15 protein-coding genes are annotated in these 18,745 nt (G+C 71.8%); 8 read left to right on the top strand and 7 right to left on the bottom strand.

Annotation, left to right across the window (positions count from 1 at the left end):
• Nucleotides 1–7: 7 nt before the first annotated feature.
• From OG524_RS33140 to OG524_RS33130, 3 genes are read right to left on the bottom strand one after another with little or no spacing between them, the layout of a single operon-like run.
• Complete coding sequence (locus tag OG524_RS33140) at nt 8–1,243, bottom strand: FAD/NAD(P)-binding oxidoreductase (RefSeq protein ID WP_405812233.1); 1,236 nt, start codon at nt 1,241–1,243, stop codon at nt 8–10.
• The gene (locus OG524_RS33135) at nt 1,240–2,670 is read right to left on the bottom strand and encodes an FAD-dependent oxidoreductase (protein WP_405812232.1); all 1,431 of its coding nucleotides are present in this window, start codon (nt 2,668–2,670) and stop codon (nt 1,240–1,242) included. The genes OG524_RS33140 and OG524_RS33135 overlap by 4 nt, the downstream gene beginning before the upstream one ends.
• On the bottom strand, nt 2,667–4,100 hold the full coding sequence (locus OG524_RS33130) for an FGGY family carbohydrate kinase (RefSeq protein WP_405812231.1): 1,434 nt from the start codon (nt 4,098–4,100) through the stop codon (nt 2,667–2,669). Before OG524_RS33130 ends, OG524_RS33135 begins: the two co-directional genes overlap by 4 nt.
• A 367-nt stretch (nt 4,101–4,467) precedes the next feature.
• On the opposite strand from OG524_RS33130, the gene OG524_RS33125 reads away from it, so the two are divergent.
• Nucleotides 4,468–5,475 (top strand): hypothetical protein, encoded by a 1,008-nt coding sequence (locus tag OG524_RS33125; protein WP_405386732.1) that lies wholly within the window; start codon nt 4,468–4,470, stop codon nt 5,473–5,475.
• Nucleotides 5,476–5,533: 58 nt separating this feature from the next.
• Nucleotides 5,534–7,063, top strand: coding sequence for an amino acid permease (locus tag OG524_RS33120; RefSeq protein ID WP_405386733.1), 1,530 nt, complete (start codon nt 5,534–5,536; stop codon nt 7,061–7,063).
• Nucleotides 7,064–7,084: 21 nt separating this feature from the next.
• Here the strand turns inward: OG524_RS33120 and OG524_RS33115 are convergent, their stop codons facing one another.
• On the bottom strand, nt 7,085–7,972 hold the full coding sequence (locus tag OG524_RS33115; RefSeq protein ID WP_405812230.1) for a TSUP family transporter: 888 nt from the start codon (nt 7,970–7,972) through the stop codon (nt 7,085–7,087).
• Between the two features lie 148 nt (nt 7,973–8,120).
• Here OG524_RS33115 and OG524_RS33110 point away from each other — a divergent pair, with 148 nt between their 5' ends.
• From OG524_RS33110 to OG524_RS33085, 6 genes are all read left to right on the top strand, one after another.
• Nucleotides 8,121–9,257, top strand: coding sequence for a substrate-binding domain-containing protein (locus OG524_RS33110; RefSeq protein ID WP_405386737.1), 1,137 nt, complete (start codon nt 8,121–8,123; stop codon nt 9,255–9,257).
• Between the two features lie 102 nt (nt 9,258–9,359).
• Entirely contained in the window at nt 9,360–10,730 is a 1,371-nt protein-coding gene (locus OG524_RS33105) for an ABC transporter substrate-binding protein (protein WP_405812229.1), read from the top strand.
• Between the two features lie 42 nt (nt 10,731–10,772).
• On the top strand, nt 10,773–11,774 hold the full coding sequence (locus OG524_RS33100) for a carbohydrate ABC transporter permease (protein WP_405386740.1): 1,002 nt from the start codon (nt 10,773–10,775) through the stop codon (nt 11,772–11,774).
• Nucleotides 11,771–12,646, top strand: a complete 876-nt coding sequence (locus OG524_RS33095) for a carbohydrate ABC transporter permease (RefSeq protein WP_405386742.1) — start codon at nt 11,771–11,773, stop codon at nt 12,644–12,646. The genes OG524_RS33100 and OG524_RS33095 overlap by 4 nt, the downstream gene beginning before the upstream one ends.
• A gap of 63 nt (nt 12,647–12,709) precedes the next feature.
• Nucleotides 12,710–13,735, top strand: a complete 1,026-nt coding sequence (locus OG524_RS33090; RefSeq protein ID WP_405812228.1) for a hydroxyacid dehydrogenase — start codon at nt 12,710–12,712, stop codon at nt 13,733–13,735.
• Nucleotides 13,732–15,624: a DUF2264 domain-containing protein gene (locus OG524_RS33085; RefSeq protein WP_405812227.1), complete on the top strand. Its 1,893-nt coding sequence runs from the start codon at nt 13,732–13,734 to the stop codon at nt 15,622–15,624. The genes OG524_RS33090 and OG524_RS33085 overlap by 4 nt, the downstream gene beginning before the upstream one ends.
• Nucleotides 15,625–15,671: 47 nt before the next feature.
• Here the strand turns inward: OG524_RS33085 and OG524_RS33080 are convergent, their stop codons facing one another.
• From OG524_RS33080 to OG524_RS33070, 3 genes are read right to left on the bottom strand one after another with little or no spacing between them, the layout of a single operon-like run.
• Nucleotides 15,672–16,307: a lactate utilization protein C gene (locus OG524_RS33080; RefSeq protein WP_405386748.1), complete on the bottom strand. Its 636-nt coding sequence runs from the start codon at nt 16,305–16,307 to the stop codon at nt 15,672–15,674.
• On the bottom strand, nt 16,304–17,848 hold the full coding sequence (locus tag OG524_RS33075; RefSeq protein WP_405386750.1) for a lactate utilization protein B: 1,545 nt from the start codon (nt 17,846–17,848) through the stop codon (nt 16,304–16,306). Before OG524_RS33075 ends, OG524_RS33080 begins: the two co-directional genes overlap by 4 nt.
• A complete protein-coding gene (locus tag OG524_RS33070; protein WP_405386752.1) occupies nt 17,845–18,612 on the bottom strand; it encodes a (Fe-S)-binding protein in 768 nt (255 codons plus the stop codon). Before OG524_RS33070 ends, OG524_RS33075 begins: the two co-directional genes overlap by 4 nt.
• Between the last annotated feature and the right edge of the window lie 133 nt (nt 18,613–18,745).

Genomic DNA, 18,745 nt, shown 5'->3' with positions numbered 1-18,745 from the left:
CCGGCACCTACGACGCGAAGACGCGTACGGCCGGACCCTCCGGATCGACCCGGTCCGTCCAGCCCGCCGCCAGGTGGAGGGGCCGCCCCGGGACGGCGGGCAACAGCAGCCGCTGCCGGTGGAGTTCACGCCTGCCCTGGGTGACCACGAGCAGCGGCAGGGACAGCCTCCGCGCGGTCCGCAGCACGAACCGGTCCCCCGCCGGACGCGTGATCGCGTCCGGGCCCGTCACGTTGGGCGCGATCCACCGCAGGGGTGCGTCGACGACCACGGGCCGTCCCACGACGGCGGGTTCGTCGGAACCGGACAGGCGGTGCAGGACGGATACCGCCACGGCGCGTCCCTCCTGCGCCGCGACCCCCGCGCGCTCCACCGCGTGCAGGAGGTTCCCGGCGGCGAAGACACCGGGCTGCGAGGTGCGGTACGCGGCGTCGTGGGCGGGTCCGCGGGTGCCCGGGTCGAGGACGATCCCGGCGCGCCGGGCGAGCTCGTTCTCGGGGACGAAGTCGCCGGTGAGGACGACGGTGTCGCAGTGCAGGGTCGTGGTGCGGCCGTCCGTGCGGCGCAGGGTCACGCCGGTCAGCCGCGTCCTGCCCTCGATCCCGGTGACGGTGGCACCGGTGAGCAGCGGAACGCGCTGCCGTACGCGCAGGGGTACGGCCGGCCGGTCCGTGACCATGGCGACGATCCGGATCCCGGCGGCGCGCAGGGTGGCGACGGCCGCGTGCGCGACCGGCTCGTCGCCGACGACGACGGCCCGGGTGCCGATCCGCTGCCCGTACCGGTGGACGGCCTGCTGGAGTTCGCCCGTGGTGTAGACGCCGGGCGGGCGGGTGCCGGGGATCAGGCGGGCGCTGCGGGGTCGTTCGCGGGCGCCGGTGGCGAGGACGACGGCCCGGGCGGTGATCCGTTCGAGCCCGGTGGGTCCGGTGGTCTCCACGGCGAGGGGGCCGGCCCAGCCCGTGACGGCGACTCCGGTGCGCAGGGCGGCGCCCGCGCGTACGGCGGCGGCCACGCACTGCCGGGCGTACGCGGGTCCGCTCGTGCCGCCCCGGGTGAAGTGCCCGCCGAATCCGCCGTGGTGGCAGTGGCGGGGGATGCCTCCCGCTTGCGGTTCCCGTTCCAGGATCTCGACCCGGCCCGCGCCGGCGGCGGCCAGTTCGGCCCCGGCGGCGAGGCCTGCGGGGCCCGCGCCGACGATCAGTACGTCGACGTTCCGTTCGGCCCGCCCGCTCCCGGTCATGGCCGTGCCTCCTCGAACAGGGCGCGGACGGCCGCGCCGCAGTGGAATCCCTGGCACCGGCCGCCCCGGGCTCGGGTGCGGCGCCGCAGGCCGTCCAGGGACTGCGGGGGGACGGTGGAGTCGAGCGCGTCGCGGATCTCGCCGAGGGTGACGTACTCGCAGTGGCAGACGAGTGTGCCGTACGCGGGGTCCATCGCGATCAGGTCGGCCCGCCGGTAGGGCCGGGGGAAGGCTTCGCCGAGGTTGGGCATCGTGACGTGCGGGAGGTCTCGCGGGGCGCCGAGCTCCAGGCCGGTTTCGGCGAGGAGTCCGGTGACGTGTCCGGCGATCGCCATGGAGGCGGTCAGACCGGTGGACCGGATGCCGCCGACGGCGACGTACCGCAGGCCGGGGTATTCCTGGATCCGGTAGTCCTCCTGTCCGGTGGCGGCGCGCAGTCCCGCGTAGACGGCGGTGATCTCCTCGTCGACGAGCGCGGGCACGATCCGGCGGCCCTGCTCGCGCAGGAGGTGCAGGCCGTCGGCGGTGGATCCGGTGGCGGTCCTGTCGTCGAGGTCCTCGGCGGTGGGGCCGAGGAGCACGTTGCCGAAGACGGTGGGGGCGACGAGTACGCCCTTGCCGGCCGAGGTGGGCACCGGCAGGAGGATGTGGCTGACGAGGCCGCGGGCGAGCTTGTCGTAGACGATCAGCTGGCCGCGGCGCGGGGTCACGGTGAACACGTCGTGGCCGAGGAGCCTGTCGATCTCGTCGGCGTACAGCCCGGCCGCGTTGACCAGGTACCGGGTGCGCAGCGGACCGCGCGAGGTGCTCACCGTGTGGACGTCGCCGTCTTCGGCGATGTCCGTCACACGGCAGTCGAGATGCAGGTGGACTCCGGCGCGTACGGCCTGGGTGGCGAAGGCGAGCGGGGTCGTCCAGGGACAGATGACGCTCTCGTCGGGGATCTCCAGGGCACCGAGCGCGCCGGGGCCCAGGTGGGGTTCGCGGGCGCGCAGTTCGTCGGCGCCGATGACACGGGCCGCTCCGTAGCCGTTGCGTCCGGACTTGGCGAGCAGCTCAGGCAGTACGGCGAGCTGGTCGGCGTTCCAGGCCACGAGCAGGGCTCCGGTGCGCTCGACGGGGATGCCGGTCTCCGTCGCGTAGGCGGCGAGCAGCGCCTGGCCCTCGCGGACGAGGCGGGCCTCCAGGGAGCCGGGGACGGCGTCGAAACCGGTGTGCAGGATGGCGGTGTTGGCCTTCGAGGTGCCGTTTCCGATGTCGTCGGAGGCGTCGACGAGGGCGATGCGCAGGCGGTAGCGGGCCAGCTCGCGGGCGATGGCCGCGCCGACGACACCGGCTCCGACGACGGTGACGTCGTACGTCCCGTCGGAGCCGTCCGGACCGCCGGCTCCGGGCAGGCTCCCGGCCGTGGTGACGGTGACCGTCATGCGCGCTCCAGCAGGGTGTCCACCGCGGTGCGGAATCCGTCGAGGCGCGCCGCGGCCTCGGCCGGGCCGATCCGTGGTTCGTAGACGGCGGAGGGTTTCCATTCCGGTATCGCGTGCCGGACGTCCAGCCTCGGGTCGAGCCCGAGCCGGGCCACGGCACCGGCGCCGAGCGCGGTGACGTCGGGCAGCGCCGACACCTCGACGGGCCGTTGCAACAGGTCGGCCTGGGTCTGCATGAGCAGCGCGGAGCGGGTGAGACCGCCGTCGACGCGCAGTGCGGTCAGGGGTGAGCCCAGGTCGGCTGCGGCGGCTTCGGTGAGGGCGACGACCTGGGCGGCGATGCCCTCGCACAGTGCGCGCACGAGGTGGCCGGCGGTGGTGTCGAGCCCGAGGCCCGTCACGGATCCGCGCAGGTCGCCGCGCCACCAGGGTGCGGCGAGTCCGGCGAGCGCGGGTACGAAGGTGACGCCGCCGCTGTCGGGGACCCCGGAGCCGACCGGGTCGAGGTCGGCCGCGCCGGAGATCACCCCGAGGTCGGTGAGCCAGCGCACGGCGGAGGCGGCCGTGTAGACCTGTCCGTCCAGGCAGTAGTTCGTACGTCCGCCGAGCCGCCAGGCGACGCAGCTGACAAGGCCGGAGGAACCGGTGCTGGGGCGGGTGCCGGTCTGGGCCAGGAGGAACGCCCCGGTGCCGTACGTGCATTTGGCGTTGCCGGGCTCCAGGGCGTTCTGGGCGAGCAGGGCGGCCTGCTGGTCGACGAGGAGTCCGGTAAGCGGGATGTCGCCGCCGAACGCGGTGGTGGTGCCGACCGGTCCGGCGCAGTCGACGACGGCGGGGAGCCGCTCGTCGGACAGGCCGAAGATCTCCAGTGCCCGCGGTGACCAGTCGGTGTCGTGGAGGTCGAGCAGCTGGGTGCGTCCGGCGGTGGCCGCGTCGGTGACGAAGGCTCCGGTCAGCCGGTGGACCAGCCAGGAGTCACTTGTGGTCACCACGCCCTCGCGGGTCAGCTCGCGGCGTATCCAGGCCATTTTCGGGGCGGCGAAGTACGGATCGAGGGGCAGGCCGGTGAGCTGTTTCAACTCCTTTCCGTGTTCGGCCAGTTCGGCGCAGAGGGCTTCGGCCCGCCGGTCCTGCCAGACCACGGCGTCGGTGAGCGGCAGGCCGGTGGCGGGGTCCCAGGCCAGGACCGTCTCGCCCTGATTCGCCAGTCCGACCGCCGCGACGGGTTCGCCCGCCTCGTCCAGCGCCTGCCGGCCCGCGTCGAGGACCGAGCCGAGAAGCTCGGCGGGGTCGGCCTCGACGACCCCGCCTGACGCGTACCGGGGGCGGACCGGGGCGGAACCGGAACCGATCACACCGCGCTCGGGACAGATCACCAGGGCTTTCGTACCGGAGGTTCCCTGGTCGATGGCGAGCACCGGGTCCGTCATCGACACTCCAGTCGTACAGGCCGCCCGGGGCGGGCGGAATCGTGATCATCTGGTCCTTACGCCCACAGTCGTGCAGACCACGCCGTGCGTCAACCCTCACCGGAACATCCCGTGGACGAGGGCCGGTGGAGATCAACGTCCTGTATGTAACCGCTACTTGAGTAAGATCCGCAAAGTCGTCCGACGCGGGGCGCGGTGCGTTCTACACTCACCGCCGAGCGGTCAACCGGACGCTCGACGGCGGATTCGTGACCGGACCCGCCCAGCCCCCACGTCCTCGAGGATTCATGACGAGCAGACCATGCACCGTTCCTCGGTGCCCGGCGCACCGCCCCGCCCCCACAGGTCGTCCAGGGGCAGGGCGCGCATGACTCCCAGCGACTTCAGACCGGTCTACCACCCCGCGGGGCACGACCACGACTTACGCAAGGCCCTGCAGGATCTGCGCACCGGACGCTGGCTCTCCATGCGCAATCTCCTGGAAGGCACGCCCGACTGGGCGATGTGGACCCGGCGCACACAGGTCCTGGCCACCGTGGCGGCGGGCTCCGACGCGGTGCGGGCCTGGCTGGCCGAGGAACCGCGGAGTGTGGCGGCGACCGTGATGCACGCCCGGGTGGTCGTGGAGCGCGCGGTGCGCGCCCATCGCGAGAAGCACGCACGCGCGCAGGAGTTGTGGCAGCAGGCCTGGGAGGGCTGCCGGTCCGCCGCGCACGCCTCTCCCGCCGACCCGGTACCCTGGGTCTGCCTGCTTGCACTGTCCCAGCTCGACGAAGGCCAGCGGCTGGAGGAGCACCGGCTGCTTCCGCCGGGGCCCATGCTGTTTCCCGGACCGTGGGGGCTGCTGGCCGAGGCCGACAGGCGCGATCCGTTCAATCGCGAGGCCTACCACCGGATGCTGCAGTTCGTCTACGCGCGGCAGACGGGCAAAGCCCTCTCCGAGGCGGTCAACTTCGTCCAGTGGGCCGCCTCCTCGGCTCCGGAGGGCTCCCCGCTCCATGTGCTCCCGCTGTACGTGCGGGTGGAGCGCTACCGGCTCGGTCAGGGCAACGAGAAGGCCCTGGACCTGCACTGGGTCACCGAGGACGGCGAGCGCGACGCCCAACGTGCGCTGCACAGCTGGTTCACCAGGACCGACCCGGCCACACAGTCGCTGCTCGATCTCAACCATCTGGCCCACGCACTGTGGGGATCGCTCCAGTTCGCCGACGCCGCACCGGTGTTCCGGGCCCTCGGGCCGTACTACACCTCGGCCCCGTGGGCGTACCGGACCCGTCACCCCAATGATCCGGCGGGGGCCGAGGACGTGTTCCTGCGGGCCCGCAGCCGATGCCTGGCGGCCGAGGACCGGCCGAGCAGGGGTCCTCGCGACTGACCGCACCACTTCTTCTCCCACCGCACCGTCCCCCAACTCCCTTCCGGAGGTTCTCTCCATGTCCATATCCGCCCCGCCCGCGTCGAGCCCGGAACCCGCCCCGCCGAAGGACGAGGAGGAGCGGCTGCGCGAACTCGGCTACCAGCCGGTGCTGGCCCGCCGCATGGGCGGCTTCGGCAACTTCGCGATCAGCTTCTCCGTCATCTCGATCCTCTCCGGCTGCATGACGCTGTACGGCTTCGGCATGTCGGCCGGCGGCCCGTCTGTGATGCTCTGGGGCTGGGCCGGTGTCGGCCTGTTCGTCCTCTGTGTGGGCATGGCCCTGGCCGAGGTCACCAGCGCGTACCCGACGTCGGGGGCCCTGTACTACATGGCCGACCGGCTCGGCGGCCGCAAGTGGGGCTGGTACACCGGGTGGTTGAATCTGCTCGGTCTGCTGGGCGCGATCGCCGGCATCGACTACGGCGCCGCACTGTTCACGGGTGCGCTGCTCAATCTGCAGTGGGGATTCGATCCCACTCCCGGCGCCACGATGGTCATCTTCCTCTGCATCCTGCTGCTGCACGCCGTGCTGAACCTCTTCGGTGTCCGCCTGGTCAGCGTGCTCAACTCGATCAGTGTCTGGTGGCATCTGGGCGGTGTCGCGGTGATCGTCTCGGTGCTGGCGATCGTGCCCTCGAACCACCAGTCGCCGTCGTTCGTCTTCACCGAGTTCGTCAACGACACCGGCTGGGAGAACCCGCTCTACGTGGCGGCGATCGGCCTGCTCCTGGCCCAGTACACCTTCTGCGGCTACGACGCCTCCGCCCACCTGTCGGAGGAGACCTCCAACGCGTCGGTGACGGCGGCCAAGGGCATCGTCCGGGCGATCTGGGTGTCCTGGGTGGCCGGTTTCGTCCTGCTCGCCGGTCTGACCTTCGCCATCCAGGACTATGCGGGCACCCAGAACAGCGCCACCGGCGTGCCGCCCGCCCAGATCCTGATCGACGCGCTGGGCACGGCGGGCGCCACCGCGATGCTGCTGATCGTCATCGCGGCCCAGCTCTTCTGCGGCAACGCCGAGGTGGCCGCGGCGAGCCGGATGGTCTTCGCGTTCAGCCGGGACAACGCGCTGCCGGGTTCCGCGCTGTGGCGCAAGGTGAGCGCGCGCACCCAGACTCCGGTGCCCGCCGTGTGGCTGTCGGTCTGTGTCGCCGCGCTGCTGGCCGTGCCCTCGCTGTACTCCGCCACCGCGTACGGCGCGGTGACGGCGATCAACGTCATCGGCATCACCCCGGCGTACGCCATCCCGATCTACCTGAAGCTGCGCGCGGGTGACCGTTTCGAGCGCGGCCCCTGGCATCTGGGCCGCTGGTCCAGGCCGATCGGCTGGATCGCCGTGGTCTGGGTCGCCATCGTGACCGTGATCTTCCTGCTGCCCCAGTCGTCGCCGGTGACCGTCGACTCGATGAACTACGCGTCGATCGCGCTGGTCGCCGTGCTGGTCCTGGCCACCGTGTGGTGGTTCGTCGCGCGTCGTTCGTACGGCACCCCGGCGGCGTACGGGAACGCCCGCGAGCAGGCGGAGATCGCCGAGGGCATCGTCTGACCGTCACCTTCCGGGCGGCCTTCAGCGCAGCAGCAGCTGGAGGCCGCCCAGGATCGTGGCTCCGATCACGATCTGTTCGAAGAGCTTCTGGTTGATGCGGCCCACGCAGGCCCGGCCGAGGTACGCCCCTGGGATGACGAACAGCACCAGGGCGGCGTCCAGGAGCAGCGAGCGGGCGTCGATGAGGCCGAGGCCCACGCTGAACGGCACCTTGGACGTGTTGACGATCAGGAAGAACCACGCGGACGTCCCCAGGAAGCCGAGCTTCCGGAATCCCGAGGAGAGCAGGTAGAGCGACATCACCGGGCCGCCGGCGTTGGCGACCATGGTGGTGAAGCCGCCGAGTGCCCCGTACGAGCGGGCCTTGAGCCGTCCGACGCGTGGCGGCCCCTCCGCCGGTGCCCCCGCCACCCCCGCCCCCGAGCCCGCCCCTGCCGGTGCCTGCGCGGGCACCTCCGCGTCGGCCTGCGCGGGTGCCTCCGTCCCGGCCTGCGCGGGTGCCTCCGTCCCGGCCTGCGCGGGCACCTCCGCCTCGGCCTTCGTGGTGGCGCGGCGGCGCCAGAGGGTGACGCCCGACATGAGGAGCAGGATCGCTCCGATCGAGGTGCGCACGGCGCCGTCGTCGGCCCACATCAGGAAGAGGGTGCCCGCCACCACTCCCACGGCGACGGCTGGGAAGAGCCGCAGCAGCGTCGGCCAGTGCGCGTGGCGGCGGTAGATGAGCACGGCGAGGATGTCGCCGGCTATCAGGATCGGGAGCAGCACTCCGGTCGATTCGCGGGCCGGGAGTACGGACGCAAAGACCGCGAGGCTGATCGTATTGGCACCGCTGACGGTTGTCTTGGAGAAGCCGACGAGCGTGGATGCCGCCGCGAGCGCGGCCAGTTGCCAGAGTGTGATGGTGTCCATTCCGGATCAGATGGTAGACACACTTGCTTTTCGGCGGATGATCGTCCCATTCCTCGGCCACCCGTGCGCGGTCCCTCGCTATGCTGCGACCGCTCACGGAAGCGTTCAAACGAACACAGCACAGCAGTACGGCAAGGGGGCCAGCACCATGCGGGAGCCGGTGGAACTGAGGCGCAAGCGCATTCTCGCGGTGGTACACGCACGCGGTGCGGTCAACGTGAGCGCGCTGGCGGCCGAGCTGGACGTCTCGGTGGTCACGCTCCGGCGGGACGTCGAGGAGCTGTCCCGGGCGGGCAAGCTGCGACGGGGGCACGGGGTGGTCCGGCCGGTGGGGGACGCCGAGCGGACGACGCCGGTGCCCGCCCCGCGGGCCGGCGGGCACAACGGGGATCCGGCGACGGACGGCGGCGCGATCGCCCTGGTCGTTCCGGAGCGGCATTCGTATCTGTACGAGACGCTGCACGGCGCCCGGACCACCCTGGAGGCGGCGGGGATGCGCATCGCCCTGCACATCTTCCCCCAGTCGGCCGGGGCCGAACGCCCGCAGGTGGAGCGGGCCCTGGCGGGCGGTGCGCGCGGTCTGCTGATCGCTCCCCGGTGGCGCAGCGCGGTCGAGGAGGAGGCGGACTACGGCTGGCTCGCCGGGGTGGGGGTGCCGACGGTGCTGATGGAGCGGCGGCCACGGGCCGGCAGCGCGCTGCACGCCCTGGACTCGGTCTGTTCCGATCACTGGTACGGAACGCATCTGGCGGTGGACCACCTGGTCTCGCTGGGGCATCGGCGCATCGTGCTGGCCGCCCGGAACGACAGCCCCACGGCCCGGTCCATCCGGGCGGCGTTCGCGGAGATCGCCGCCGCCCGGCCGGAGGTGGAGGACTGGGCGGTGGTGCTCAGCGCCGCGAACGCGGGCCCCGGCCGGTCCGCGGCGCCGGACGACACCGCGCCGGATCTCGCCGCCCTGCTGCGCGGACGCGGGGCGACGGGGGCCGTCCTGCACGGCGACGAGGACGCGTTGATGCTGGTCCAGCGGCTGACGGAGAGCGGGGTGCGGGTACCGGAGGACTGCTCGGTGGTGGCGTACGACGATGTGGTCGCGGCCCTGGGCAGCACCCCGCTGACGGCGGTCGCCCCGCCGAAGGCGGACATCGGGCGGGCCGCGGCCGAGCTGCTGCTGCACCGGCTGGCGCATCCGGCCGGTGCGACCGGCCCGGTGCGCAGGGTGGAGTTGCTGCCCTCGCTCGAAGTGCGTGGATCGGCGCAGGAGGTGCGCCACCCGGAGCAGTGAGCGTTTGACCGCTTCAAGCTTCTTCTGATCGATCTATTGACCGGTATCGATCAGCCGATCAGTATTCCCCGTGTCTCGAATCAGGAGCCGCGGGAGGCACCCATGCCTGGTCGACAGAGCCGTCGATCCGTGCTCGCCACGATCGCCGCACTGCCCCTGACAGGCGCGCTCAGCGCCTGCGGCGGCGGTGACGGAGCCCAGCGATCGGGCAGCACGAGCAGTACCGGAAAGACCGTCAGCAACAGCGGGACCGGAAGGAAGACACATGTCACCTTCTGGTCCGCCCTGCGGGGCAGCCAGGAGGTCGTGGACGCGTTCAACCGCGGGCACGACACCATCCAGGTGGATTTCCAGCAGGTCCCGTCTGGTGGCCAGGGCGGCTACGCCAAGCTCAGCAACGCGGCGCGTGCGGGCAACGCCCCGGACATCGCCACGATCGAATACCCCCAGGTGCCCGGTTTCGCGATCGACGGGGTCTGCCGTGACATCACGGACCTGGTCGGTGACAGGCTGCGGGCCGCGCTGCTGCCGCAGGCACTGGGCCTGACCACGTTCGAGAAGCGGGTGTTCAGCGTCCCGCTCGACATAGAGCCCATGGTGATGCACTACCGCACCGACCTCTTCGAGCGGTACGGCATCGCCGTACCGCGCACCTGGGACGACTTCGAAGAGGCCGCCGCGACCGTGCGGCGCAAGGGCGGCGGGCGCCGGCTCGTGCTCTTCCCCACGGACGGTGCCACACAGCTCGCCGCGTACGCGTGGCAGGCCGGCGCCCAGTGGTTCGACACGGCGGGCGGCGCGTGGAACGTCTCGCTCGCCGACGCCCCGACCCGTCGCGTCACCGCGTACTGGCAGCGGCTGGTCGACCGGGACCTCGTGTTCATGAACGCGGTGGAAAGCCGGCAGAGCGACGCCCAGATCGGCAACGGGCTGGTGCTCACCCGGCTGAGCGGTGCCTGGGACGCCGGGGCGCAGATGAAGGCCAGGCCCGGCCAGAAGGGCAGGTGGGCCCTCGCCCCGCTGCCGCAGTGGGACGCGTCCGACCCGGGTGTCGGCACCCATGGCGGCTCGACCTTCGCGATCACCAGGGACTGCCGGAATCCGGAGGCCGCCATGGAGTTCATCGAGTGGCAGGTCACGCACCCGGACGCGTTGCGCGCCCGGCTCTCCAGCGGCACCAGCAGCCAGTACCCGGCCGCCCCCGGCCTCGTGGACGTCGGCCGCGAGGCCTTCGACCGGGGCTACTACGACGACCAGGACATCTACACCCTGTTCGAGCAGGAGGCCCGCACGATCCGGGACGGCTGGATCTGGGGTCCGCGCATGACGGCCACCGGCAAGGTCATGCAGGACGGGTTCGCGCGGGCGAGCGGCGGCCAGGGCTCGATCATCGAGGCGGTCCGGGAGGCCCAGCGGGGCACCATGCCCGACCTCAGGGCGCTCGGCCTGTCCACCACCCGGCGCTCCACCTGATCCGCGATCCCGTATCCAGCAGCAGAGAGGCAGGTGACACCCATGACCAGCGCCACCCCCGTATCCACGGCGCCGGACGCCCCCGCGCGGACCGCGCCGGCGAGTCCGGCCGCCGCCGCACCGGCGCCCGCGGCCCGCAGGTCCGCCCGACGCCGTGAACTCGGCGCCTGCGGCGTCCTGATGACACCGTTCTTCGTCCTTCTGGTGACCGTCTTCCTGATCCCGGTCGGCACCGCCGTGTATCTGAGCTTCTTCAGCGACGACCAGCCCGGGCTCGGCTTCGGGCCGGAGCGCACGGTCTTCGCCGGGCTCCGCAACTACAGCGCCGTGCTCACCGACCCGACGTTCCTCGGCGGTCTGGGAATCGTCGCCCTGTACTGCCTCGTCTACATCCCGCTCATGGTGATCGGCGCCCTCGCGCTCGCACTGCTGCTGGACTCCGGCGTGGTGCGGCTGCGCGGCACGGCCCAGCTCGCGCTGTTCCTGCCGCACGCCGTGCCCGGCATCATCGCCGCCCTGATCTGGCTGTACCTGTACACCCCCGGGATCAGCCCGGTCATCGAACTGCTCGGCAAGGCCGACATCACCGTCGACTTCCTCGGGGTGCACACCGTGCTCCCGTCCATCGTCAACATCGCACTGTGGAGCAACCTCGGCTACAACATGGTGGTGTTCTACGCGGCCCTGCAGGCCGTCCCCCGCGAGGTGATCGAGGCCGCGGTCGTCGACGGGGCCGGCCCGGTCCGTACCGCGCTCCAGGTCAAGACGCCGCTGGTCCGGTCCTCGATCGTGATGGTGGCGATGTTCACCCTCATCTTCGCGCTCCAGCTCTTCACCGAACCGATGCTGCTCAGCCAGTCCACGCCGATGATCAACTCGCGCTTCTCGCCCAGCATGTACATCTACGACGCCGCCTTCACCCGCAACAACTACGGCCTCGCGGCAGCGGCCTCGGTCGTCCTGCTGCTCTGCACGATCGCCCTCTCCTACGGCGTCACCCGCTGGACCAACCGCGCGAACGCCGCCGAGGAGGACGCCCGATGAGCGCGTCGACCGCACCCCGCACCGCCGCGTCCCTGCGGCCCAGGCTGCTCGGACGATCCGTCGTCAACCTGGTCGTCGGCATCTCGGTTCTGTACACCCTGCTGCCGGTGCTGTGGCTGGTCCTCGCCGCGTCGAAGGACCGGGACGCGCTGTTCAGCAGCGACGTCCTGTCGCTGAGCGACCTGTCCTTCCTCCGGAACATGAAGGACCTGTTCGCCATGGACGGCGGCCTGTACGGGCGCTGGTACGGCAACAGCCTGCTGTACGCGGTCCTGGGCGCGGCGCTCGGCGCGCTGATCAGCATCGCCTGCGGTTACGCCTTCGACAAGTACCGCTTCCCGCACAAGGAGAAGCTGTTCGGTCTCGTGCTGGCCGCGGTCATGGTGCCGCAGACCGTGCTCGCCCTGCCCCTCTATCTGATGGCGTCCGGCACGGGCCTGGTGAACACCTTCTGGGCGGTCTTCATCCCGGTCCTCTTCAACCCCTTCGGCGTCTACCTCGGCCGGATCTTCAGCCAGGGGTACGTGCCCGACGAGGTCCTCGAAGCGGCCCGGATGGACGGTGCGGGTGAGCTGGCCGCCTATTTCCGGGTGGCGCTGCGGATGCTCGGACCAGGGCTGGTCACCGTCTTCCTCTTCCAGCTCACGGCCATCTGGAACAACTTCTTCCTGCCCATGGTGATGCTCTCCGACCAGGACCTGTACCCGGTCAGCCTGGGCCTCTACTCCTGGAACAGTTCCGCCTCGGTCTCACCGGAGTACTACCCCGTCGTCATCATGGGCTCGCTGCTCGCGGTGCTGCCCCTGATCCTCGCCTTCGCCCTGCTCCAGCGCTTCTGGCGGTCCGGTCTGACGGCGGGCGCCGTCAAGTAGCCGGACCGCCCCGGACGCGCCGTCACACAGCCGAACCGCCCCGGACCACCGCACAGGAGAACCATGCCCAGCACTCCCCCCGCCCGCCGGCCGCGTGCCGCGCTCGCCATGAGCCAGGAGGCCGCGGCCGCGGTGCTCTCCCCCGACTCGCTGGCCGCACTGTCCGCGTCCTGCGCGCTCGTACCCGGGCCGGTGATCGACGACTTCACGACCGGACCGGCCCGTGCCGCCCTCGCGGAAGCGGAGCTGCTGATCACCGGCTGGGGCTGCCCACCCCTCCACGCCGGCGTACTGGCCGGTGCGCCCGCGCTGCGGGCTGTCGTGCACACGGCGGGCAGCGTTCGCGGTCATGTCACCGAGGCCTGCTGGGACCGGGGCATCGAGGTCTCGTCGGCCGCGGCGGCCAACGCGCTGCCGGTCGCCGAGTACACCGTCGCGATGATCCTGCTGTCCGGCAAGCGGGTCCTGGAGCGGGCCCGCGACTTCCGGGCGTCCCGGCGCCGCGACGCATGGCTCGCCACCCCGCCCGATGTGGGCAACTACCACCGCACGGTGGGCATTCTGTCCGCCTCCCTGATCGGCCGCCGGGTGATCGAGCTGCTCCGCCCGTACGACCTGCGGGTGCTGCTCCACGACCCGTACGTCCGCGAGGCGGAGGCCGCCGCGCTCGGGGTCCGGTCCGTCCTGCTCGACGAGCTCTTCGTGGAGAGCGACGTGGTCAGCGTCCACACCCCGCTGCTGCCCGCGACCACCGGGCTGGTCAGCCGTGGGCTCCTCACCTCGATGCGTCCCGACGGTGTCCTCATCAACACCTCACGGGGCGCGGTCGTCGACCAGGACGCCCTCATCGACGTCCTGCGCCAGGGCCGGATCCGGGCGGTCCTGGACGTCACCGACCCCGACCCGCTGCCGGACGGCCATGCGCTGTGGGACTGCGACAACGCGATCATCACCCCGCATCTCGCGGGCTCCCAGGGCAACGAACTGCGCCGGCTGGCCGATCTCGCGGTCGCCGAGGTCGCCCGCTGGGCCGCGGGCGACGGCTTCGCCCATCCCGTACGACGCGAAAGGCTGGCATTCCTCGCATGACGTCTTCTCCCTTCCGGCTCCCCGCCGAGGACCGCGCTTCCAGCCCGTACACCGGCTTCACCCGGGCGCACTGGGAGGCGGCGGCGGACGGTCTGCTGCACGCCGCCTGGAAGTGGGCCACGCCCGGCCGGGCCATGCTCGACCTGCCGGGGCGCCCCTCGCGTTCCGGTGTCCGCTCCGACGGTCTGGAGGGCTACGCCCGGACGTTCCTCGCCGCAGCGTTCCGGGTCGCCGGGGCCGGCGGCAAGGATCCGCACAACTGGCTGGAGCGGTACGCCGACGGGCTCACCGCCGGGACGCGCACGGCGGGCCGTGACGACGCCGAGTCCTGGCCGCTGATCCTCGACCACACGGTCTTCGGCCAGCCGATGGTCGAGTCCGCGTCCGTGGCGATCGGACTGCGGCTGACCCGCCCGTGGCTGTGGGACCGGCTGGACCCGGGGACCCAGGACCGGGCCGAGGAGTGGCTGCGCGGCGCCCTGCGGCACTCGCCCGCGCCCAACAACTGGTATCTGTTCCCCTTCTCCGTCGCCGGTTTCCTGGAGTCGGTGGGCCGGGGGGACGCGGAGACGGCCCAGGCCCGGCAGCGGGCTCTGGACCTGCTGGAGGTCTGGTACCGCGGCGAGGGCTGGTACGCCGACGGCGACGGGCGGGCCTTCGACCACTACAACGGCTGGGCGCTGCACCTGTATCCGGTCCTGGACGCGTATCTGTCGGGCGACGCGGAACTCGCCGCGCACTACGGGCCCCGGCTGAGCGAGCATCTGGAGAGCTTCTCGCTGATGTTCGGCGCGGACGGGGCTCCGCTGCACTTCGGGCGTTCCCTCACCTACCGTTTCGCGGCGGGCGCGGCCGTCGGGATGGGCGCGGTGTCCGGGCACACACCGTTGGCACCGGGCGTCTCGCGTCGGCTGATCAGCGGGTCGCTGCGGTATTTCCTGGACCGTGGGGCGACCGGTGAGGACGGTCTGCTGAGCCTGGGCTGGCACGGTCCGCACGACGCGACACTGCAGGTGTACTCGGGTCCTTCGTCCCCGTACTGGGCGTCGAAGGCGTTCGTCTCCCTGCTCGCCCCGGAGGACCACCCGCTGTGGACGGCGGCGGAGGAGCCCGCCCCGAGCGAGAGCGCCGACCGGGTGCTGTCCCTGCCCTCGGCGGGACTGCTGGTGCAGTCGACGCGGGCGGACGGCATCGTCCGGCTGCACAACCACGGCAGCGACCACGCCCGGCCGCACGAGGGCGAGTCGGCCGCCGCGTCCGACCCGCACTACGCACGCCTCGCGTACTCCACCTCGACCGGTCCCACCGCGGCGGGGAACACGCCCGACAACCATCTGTCGGTCCGGGTCGCGGGGATCCGCAGCAGCCGGTTCCGTATCCACCCGATGGGCGCCGGGCACGGCGACGACTGGGGCTGGGCCGCCTCCTGGCACCGCCCGGTCTTCCCGGAGGGCGCGCCGACGGTGCCGGGGCTGCGGGTGGAGAGCGTCACCGTAGTCCGGGGCAGGTACGAGCTGCGGGTGCACCGGGTCCTGGGGGCTCCGGCGGGATCGCTGGCGGAGCAGACCGGGTGGGCGACGGATCCCGGAGGCGAGGTGCGTTCGGCGTTGCGCGGGCTGCACGGCTGGGCTGGGCGGGAGGAGGTACGGGCGCCGCAGGGCACGGCGTTCACCGGGTGGGCGGTCCTGCCCCGGCTGGCGGCGGAGGTCGAGGGCACGACGGTGCTGGTGGCCCTGGCCTCACTCACCGCAAATCCTGAGGCCGCGGGCCCCGACGTGGCGGTGAGCGGGGTGGACGTGGACGGGGACACGGTGGAGGTCCGCTGGGCGGACGGCGGTGCGGTCACCCGTATCGGCTTCGCGCCGCTGGAGGTCGTGCACGCCGGATGAGCGGAAAGGGGCGCGCGCCGGAGTGACCCGGCGGCGCCCCTTCCGGCTCACGCGTCGGTGCGGATCACCACCGCGAGGGTGCGCGGGCCGTGCACGCCCTCCACCCGCTCCAGCTCGATGTCGGAGGTGGCCGACGGGCCGCTGATCAGGGTCGTCGGCCGCTCCGGCACCAGCCGTGCGACCGCTTCCGGGACGCCGACGACGACGGAGGACAGGTCGACGACGCACACGTGCAGGTCCGGGACGAGGGACAGCGCCCGCCGGCCCTGGTCCGGAGATCCGTCCAGGAAGATCGTGCCCGTCTCCGCGCAGCTGACGGCCGAGGCGGTCACCACCCCGTCGAGTGCGTCCAGGCTCGGGGCCGGGATGTCGGCGGAGTCCCGCCGCACCTCGCCGTCGTAGGCGGTGAGCCAGCCTTCGTCGAGCCCGTCGGGCACCCCGATCCGCCGGGCGCCGTGCGCCGCGAGCACCTCGGCGATCACGCGGGCCGTGTCGTCGGCGGTGCAGGGGTACACCCGCGCCTTGTAGTCGACGAGCCGGTCGGTGAGGAGGGCGAGGCGTTCCCCGTCGGGGAGGGTACGGCCGGTCCGGTAGTCGCGGGGGACGGTCGTGGCGGGCGCGGGTGCCAGGGCCAGGGCGTCCCTGATCCGGCCGAGCACCGTGTCACGGGCGGTCGTCGTCACCGGTCCTCCTTGTGGTCTTCGGCGGTGTGCCGGGCGCCCTCTTCGGCGGCGGCGCTCATCGTTGCCGCACCCTCGGCCGATGCCAGCCAGGAGCGGAACGACTGCTTGGGCGGGGCGGCGGTGTCGCGACTGTCGCTCCAGCCGTCGAACGGGGCGGGCAGGCGCCTGATCGTGCCGTCGCGTCCGCCCACGACCCGGCCGAGAGCGGCGGCCTTCTGCGCGGCCGTGAACACCTTCGGCCTCTTCATCACGACGGCGGCGGCCTTCATCGCGAGCTTCTCCGCCGTGGTGCCGGACTGTTCGGTGTGCTGGTGACGCAGCTCGACGAGCATCGACGGAATGTCGATCTTGACGGGGCAGGCGTCGAAGCAGGCGCCGCAGAGGCTGGAGGCGTACGGCAGCGAGCTGTTGGGGTCGTCCTTCGCCGCGTCCATCCCGGCGAGCTGCGGGGTCAGGACCGCGCCGATCGGACCGGGGTACGTCGATCCGTAGGCGTGGCCGCCGGTCCGCTCGTAGACCGGGCACACGTTGAGACAGGCCGAGCAGCGGATGCAGTTGAGAGCCTCGCGGCCGATGGTGTCGGCGAGCGCGGCGGTGCGGCCGTTGTCGAGGAGCACCAGGTGGAAGTCCTGCGGCCCGTCGCCGGGGGTCACACCGGTCCACATCGAGGTGTACGGGTTCATGCGCTCGCCGGTCGAGGACCTGGGCAGCAACTGGAGGAAGACCTCCAGGTCCTGATAGCGCGGCAGGACCTTCTCGATGCCCATGACGGTGATGAGGGTGTCGGGCAGCGTCAGGCACATCCGGCCGTTGCCCTCGGACTCCACGACGGAGAGGGTGCCGGTCTCGGCGATGCCGAAGTTGGCACCGGAGACGGCCACCTTGGTCGTCATGAACTTCTCGCGCAGATAGGCGCGGGCCGCGGCGGCGAGGTGCGCGGGCACGTTGTCCAGGTCGGGATCGACGCCGGGGATCCCGTCGAGGAAGATCTGCCGGATCTCGTCGCGGTTGCGGTGGATCGCGGGCACCAGGATGTGCGACGGCTTGTCGTCGGCGAGCTGCACGATGAGCTCGGCCAGGTCGGTCTCGTACGGGGTGATACCGAGCGATTCGAGGTGTTCGTTGAGGCCGATCTCCTGGGTGGCCATCGACTTCACCTTGATGACGTCGCTGCTGCCCGTCGCCCTGACCAGCCGGGCGACGATCTCGTTGGCCTCGACGCCGTCGCGTGCCCAGTGGACGGTGCCGCCGCGCTCGGTGACCTTCCGCTCCAGCTGCTCCAGGAGTTCGGGGAGCCGGTTCATGGTGTCGGTCTTGATGGCCGATCCGGCGTCGCGCAGCTCCTCCCAGTCCGGGAGTTCACCGGTGACGGCGAGCCGCTTGGTGCGGATGGTGCGGGTGGCCTTGCCGAGGTTGCGGCGCAACTGCCCGTTGCCCAGCTCGTCGTGGGCGGCCTTCGGGAACGTACGGTCGCCGCGCAGGTTTCCCGTCCCGTACGGGGAACGGGGCGGGGTGGCGGGCATGCCGAGGAACGTACTCATCGGGCGGCCTCCGTCAGGGCGTACGGGGCGGTACGGGTGGAGCCGAGGATCTGGGCAAGGTGCAGGGTCCGCGTGCCGGACCTGATGCGGGAGAGCCCGCCGCCGATGTGCATCAGGCAGGAGGAGTCGCCTGCGGTGCAGACCGCGGCCTTCGTAGTGGCGATGTTGCGCATCTTGTCCTGGAGCATCGCGGTGGACGTCCCGGCGTTCTTGACGGCGAAGGTGCCGCCGAAGCCGCAGCAGGATTCGGCTTCGGGGAGTTCGACGAGGTCGATCGCCTCGACGGCGCGCAGGAGCCGCAGCGGCTTGTCCCCGACCCGGAGCATGCGCAGCGAGTGGCAGGTGGGGTGGTAGGTGACGCGGTGCGGGAAGTACGCGCCGACCCGGGTGACTCCGAGGACGTCGACGAGGAGCTCGGACAGCTCGTACGTCTTGGCCTTGACGGTGGCCACACCCGCGCGGAGCGCGGCGTCCCCGTACCGCTCGGCGACGATCTCGTGCTGATGCCGGACCGATCCGGCGCAGGAGCCGGACGGCATGACGACCGCGTCGATCGAGGAGTCCCCGAACTGCTCGGCGAAGTTGCGCACCAGCGGGACGGGTTCGCGCTGGTATCCGGTGTTGACGTGCATCTGGCCGCAGCATGTCTGACCCGGTGGGAACACCACGTCGTGGCCCAGGCGGGCGAGCAGCACCGCGGTGGATCTCACCGCCTCGGGGAAGAGCGTGTCTCCCAGACAGGTGGCGAAGAGTCCGATGCGCATGGGGCCTCCTCGGTCGTTTCTATGGTCCGACCATACTAGCCTCCGTCCGAATACGGAACCGTGGGCGCGCCCGGGAATCGCCTGCGACTCGCCCGGAAACGAGAAACGGGAGTGGGGAGGCGCGTGCGCGCAC

The sequence above is a fragment of the Streptomyces sp. NBC_01520 genome (assembly GCF_045040375.1).
GTDB lineage: Bacteria > Actinomycetota > Actinomycetes > Streptomycetales > Streptomycetaceae > Streptomyces.
Note: the sequence above shows the minus strand (reverse complement) of the source record. Positions and strands in the feature narration are given on the sequence as shown.

What these genes read in the sequence shown, in the direction of transcription:
- OG524_RS33140 (WP_405812233.1), bottom strand. Translation starts at nt 1,243, where the DNA reads ATGACCGGGAGCGGGCGGGCCGAACGGAACGTCGACGTACTGATCGTC.
- OG524_RS33135 (WP_405812232.1), bottom strand. Translation starts at nt 2,670, where the DNA reads ATGACGGTCACCGTCACCACGGCCGGGAGCCTGCCCGGAGCCGGCGGT.
- OG524_RS33130 (WP_405812231.1), bottom strand. Translation starts at nt 4,100, where the DNA reads ATGACGGACCCGGTGCTCGCCATCGACCAGGGAACCTCCGGTACGAAA.
- OG524_RS33125 (WP_405386732.1), top strand. Translation starts at nt 4,468, where the DNA reads ATGACTCCCAGCGACTTCAGACCGGTCTACCACCCCGCGGGGCACGAC.
- OG524_RS33120 (WP_405386733.1), top strand. Translation starts at nt 5,534, where the DNA reads ATGTCCATATCCGCCCCGCCCGCGTCGAGCCCGGAACCCGCCCCGCCG.
- OG524_RS33115 (WP_405812230.1), bottom strand. Translation starts at nt 7,972, where the DNA reads ATGGACACCATCACACTCTGGCAACTGGCCGCGCTCGCGGCGGCATCC.
- OG524_RS33110 (WP_405386737.1), top strand. Translation starts at nt 8,121, where the DNA reads ATGCGGGAGCCGGTGGAACTGAGGCGCAAGCGCATTCTCGCGGTGGTA.
- OG524_RS33105 (WP_405812229.1), top strand. Translation starts at nt 9,360, where the DNA reads ATGCCTGGTCGACAGAGCCGTCGATCCGTGCTCGCCACGATCGCCGCA.
- OG524_RS33100 (WP_405386740.1), top strand. Translation starts at nt 10,773, where the DNA reads ATGACCAGCGCCACCCCCGTATCCACGGCGCCGGACGCCCCCGCGCGG.
- OG524_RS33095 (WP_405386742.1), top strand. Translation starts at nt 11,771, where the DNA reads ATGAGCGCGTCGACCGCACCCCGCACCGCCGCGTCCCTGCGGCCCAGG.
- OG524_RS33090 (WP_405812228.1), top strand. Translation starts at nt 12,710, where the DNA reads ATGCCCAGCACTCCCCCCGCCCGCCGGCCGCGTGCCGCGCTCGCCATG.
- OG524_RS33085 (WP_405812227.1), top strand. Translation starts at nt 13,732, where the DNA reads ATGACGTCTTCTCCCTTCCGGCTCCCCGCCGAGGACCGCGCTTCCAGC.
- OG524_RS33075 (WP_405386750.1), bottom strand. Translation starts at nt 17,848, where the DNA reads ATGAGTACGTTCCTCGGCATGCCCGCCACCCCGCCCCGTTCCCCGTAC.
- OG524_RS33070 (WP_405386752.1), bottom strand. Translation starts at nt 18,612, where the DNA reads ATGCGCATCGGACTCTTCGCCACCTGTCTGGGAGACACGCTCTTCCCC.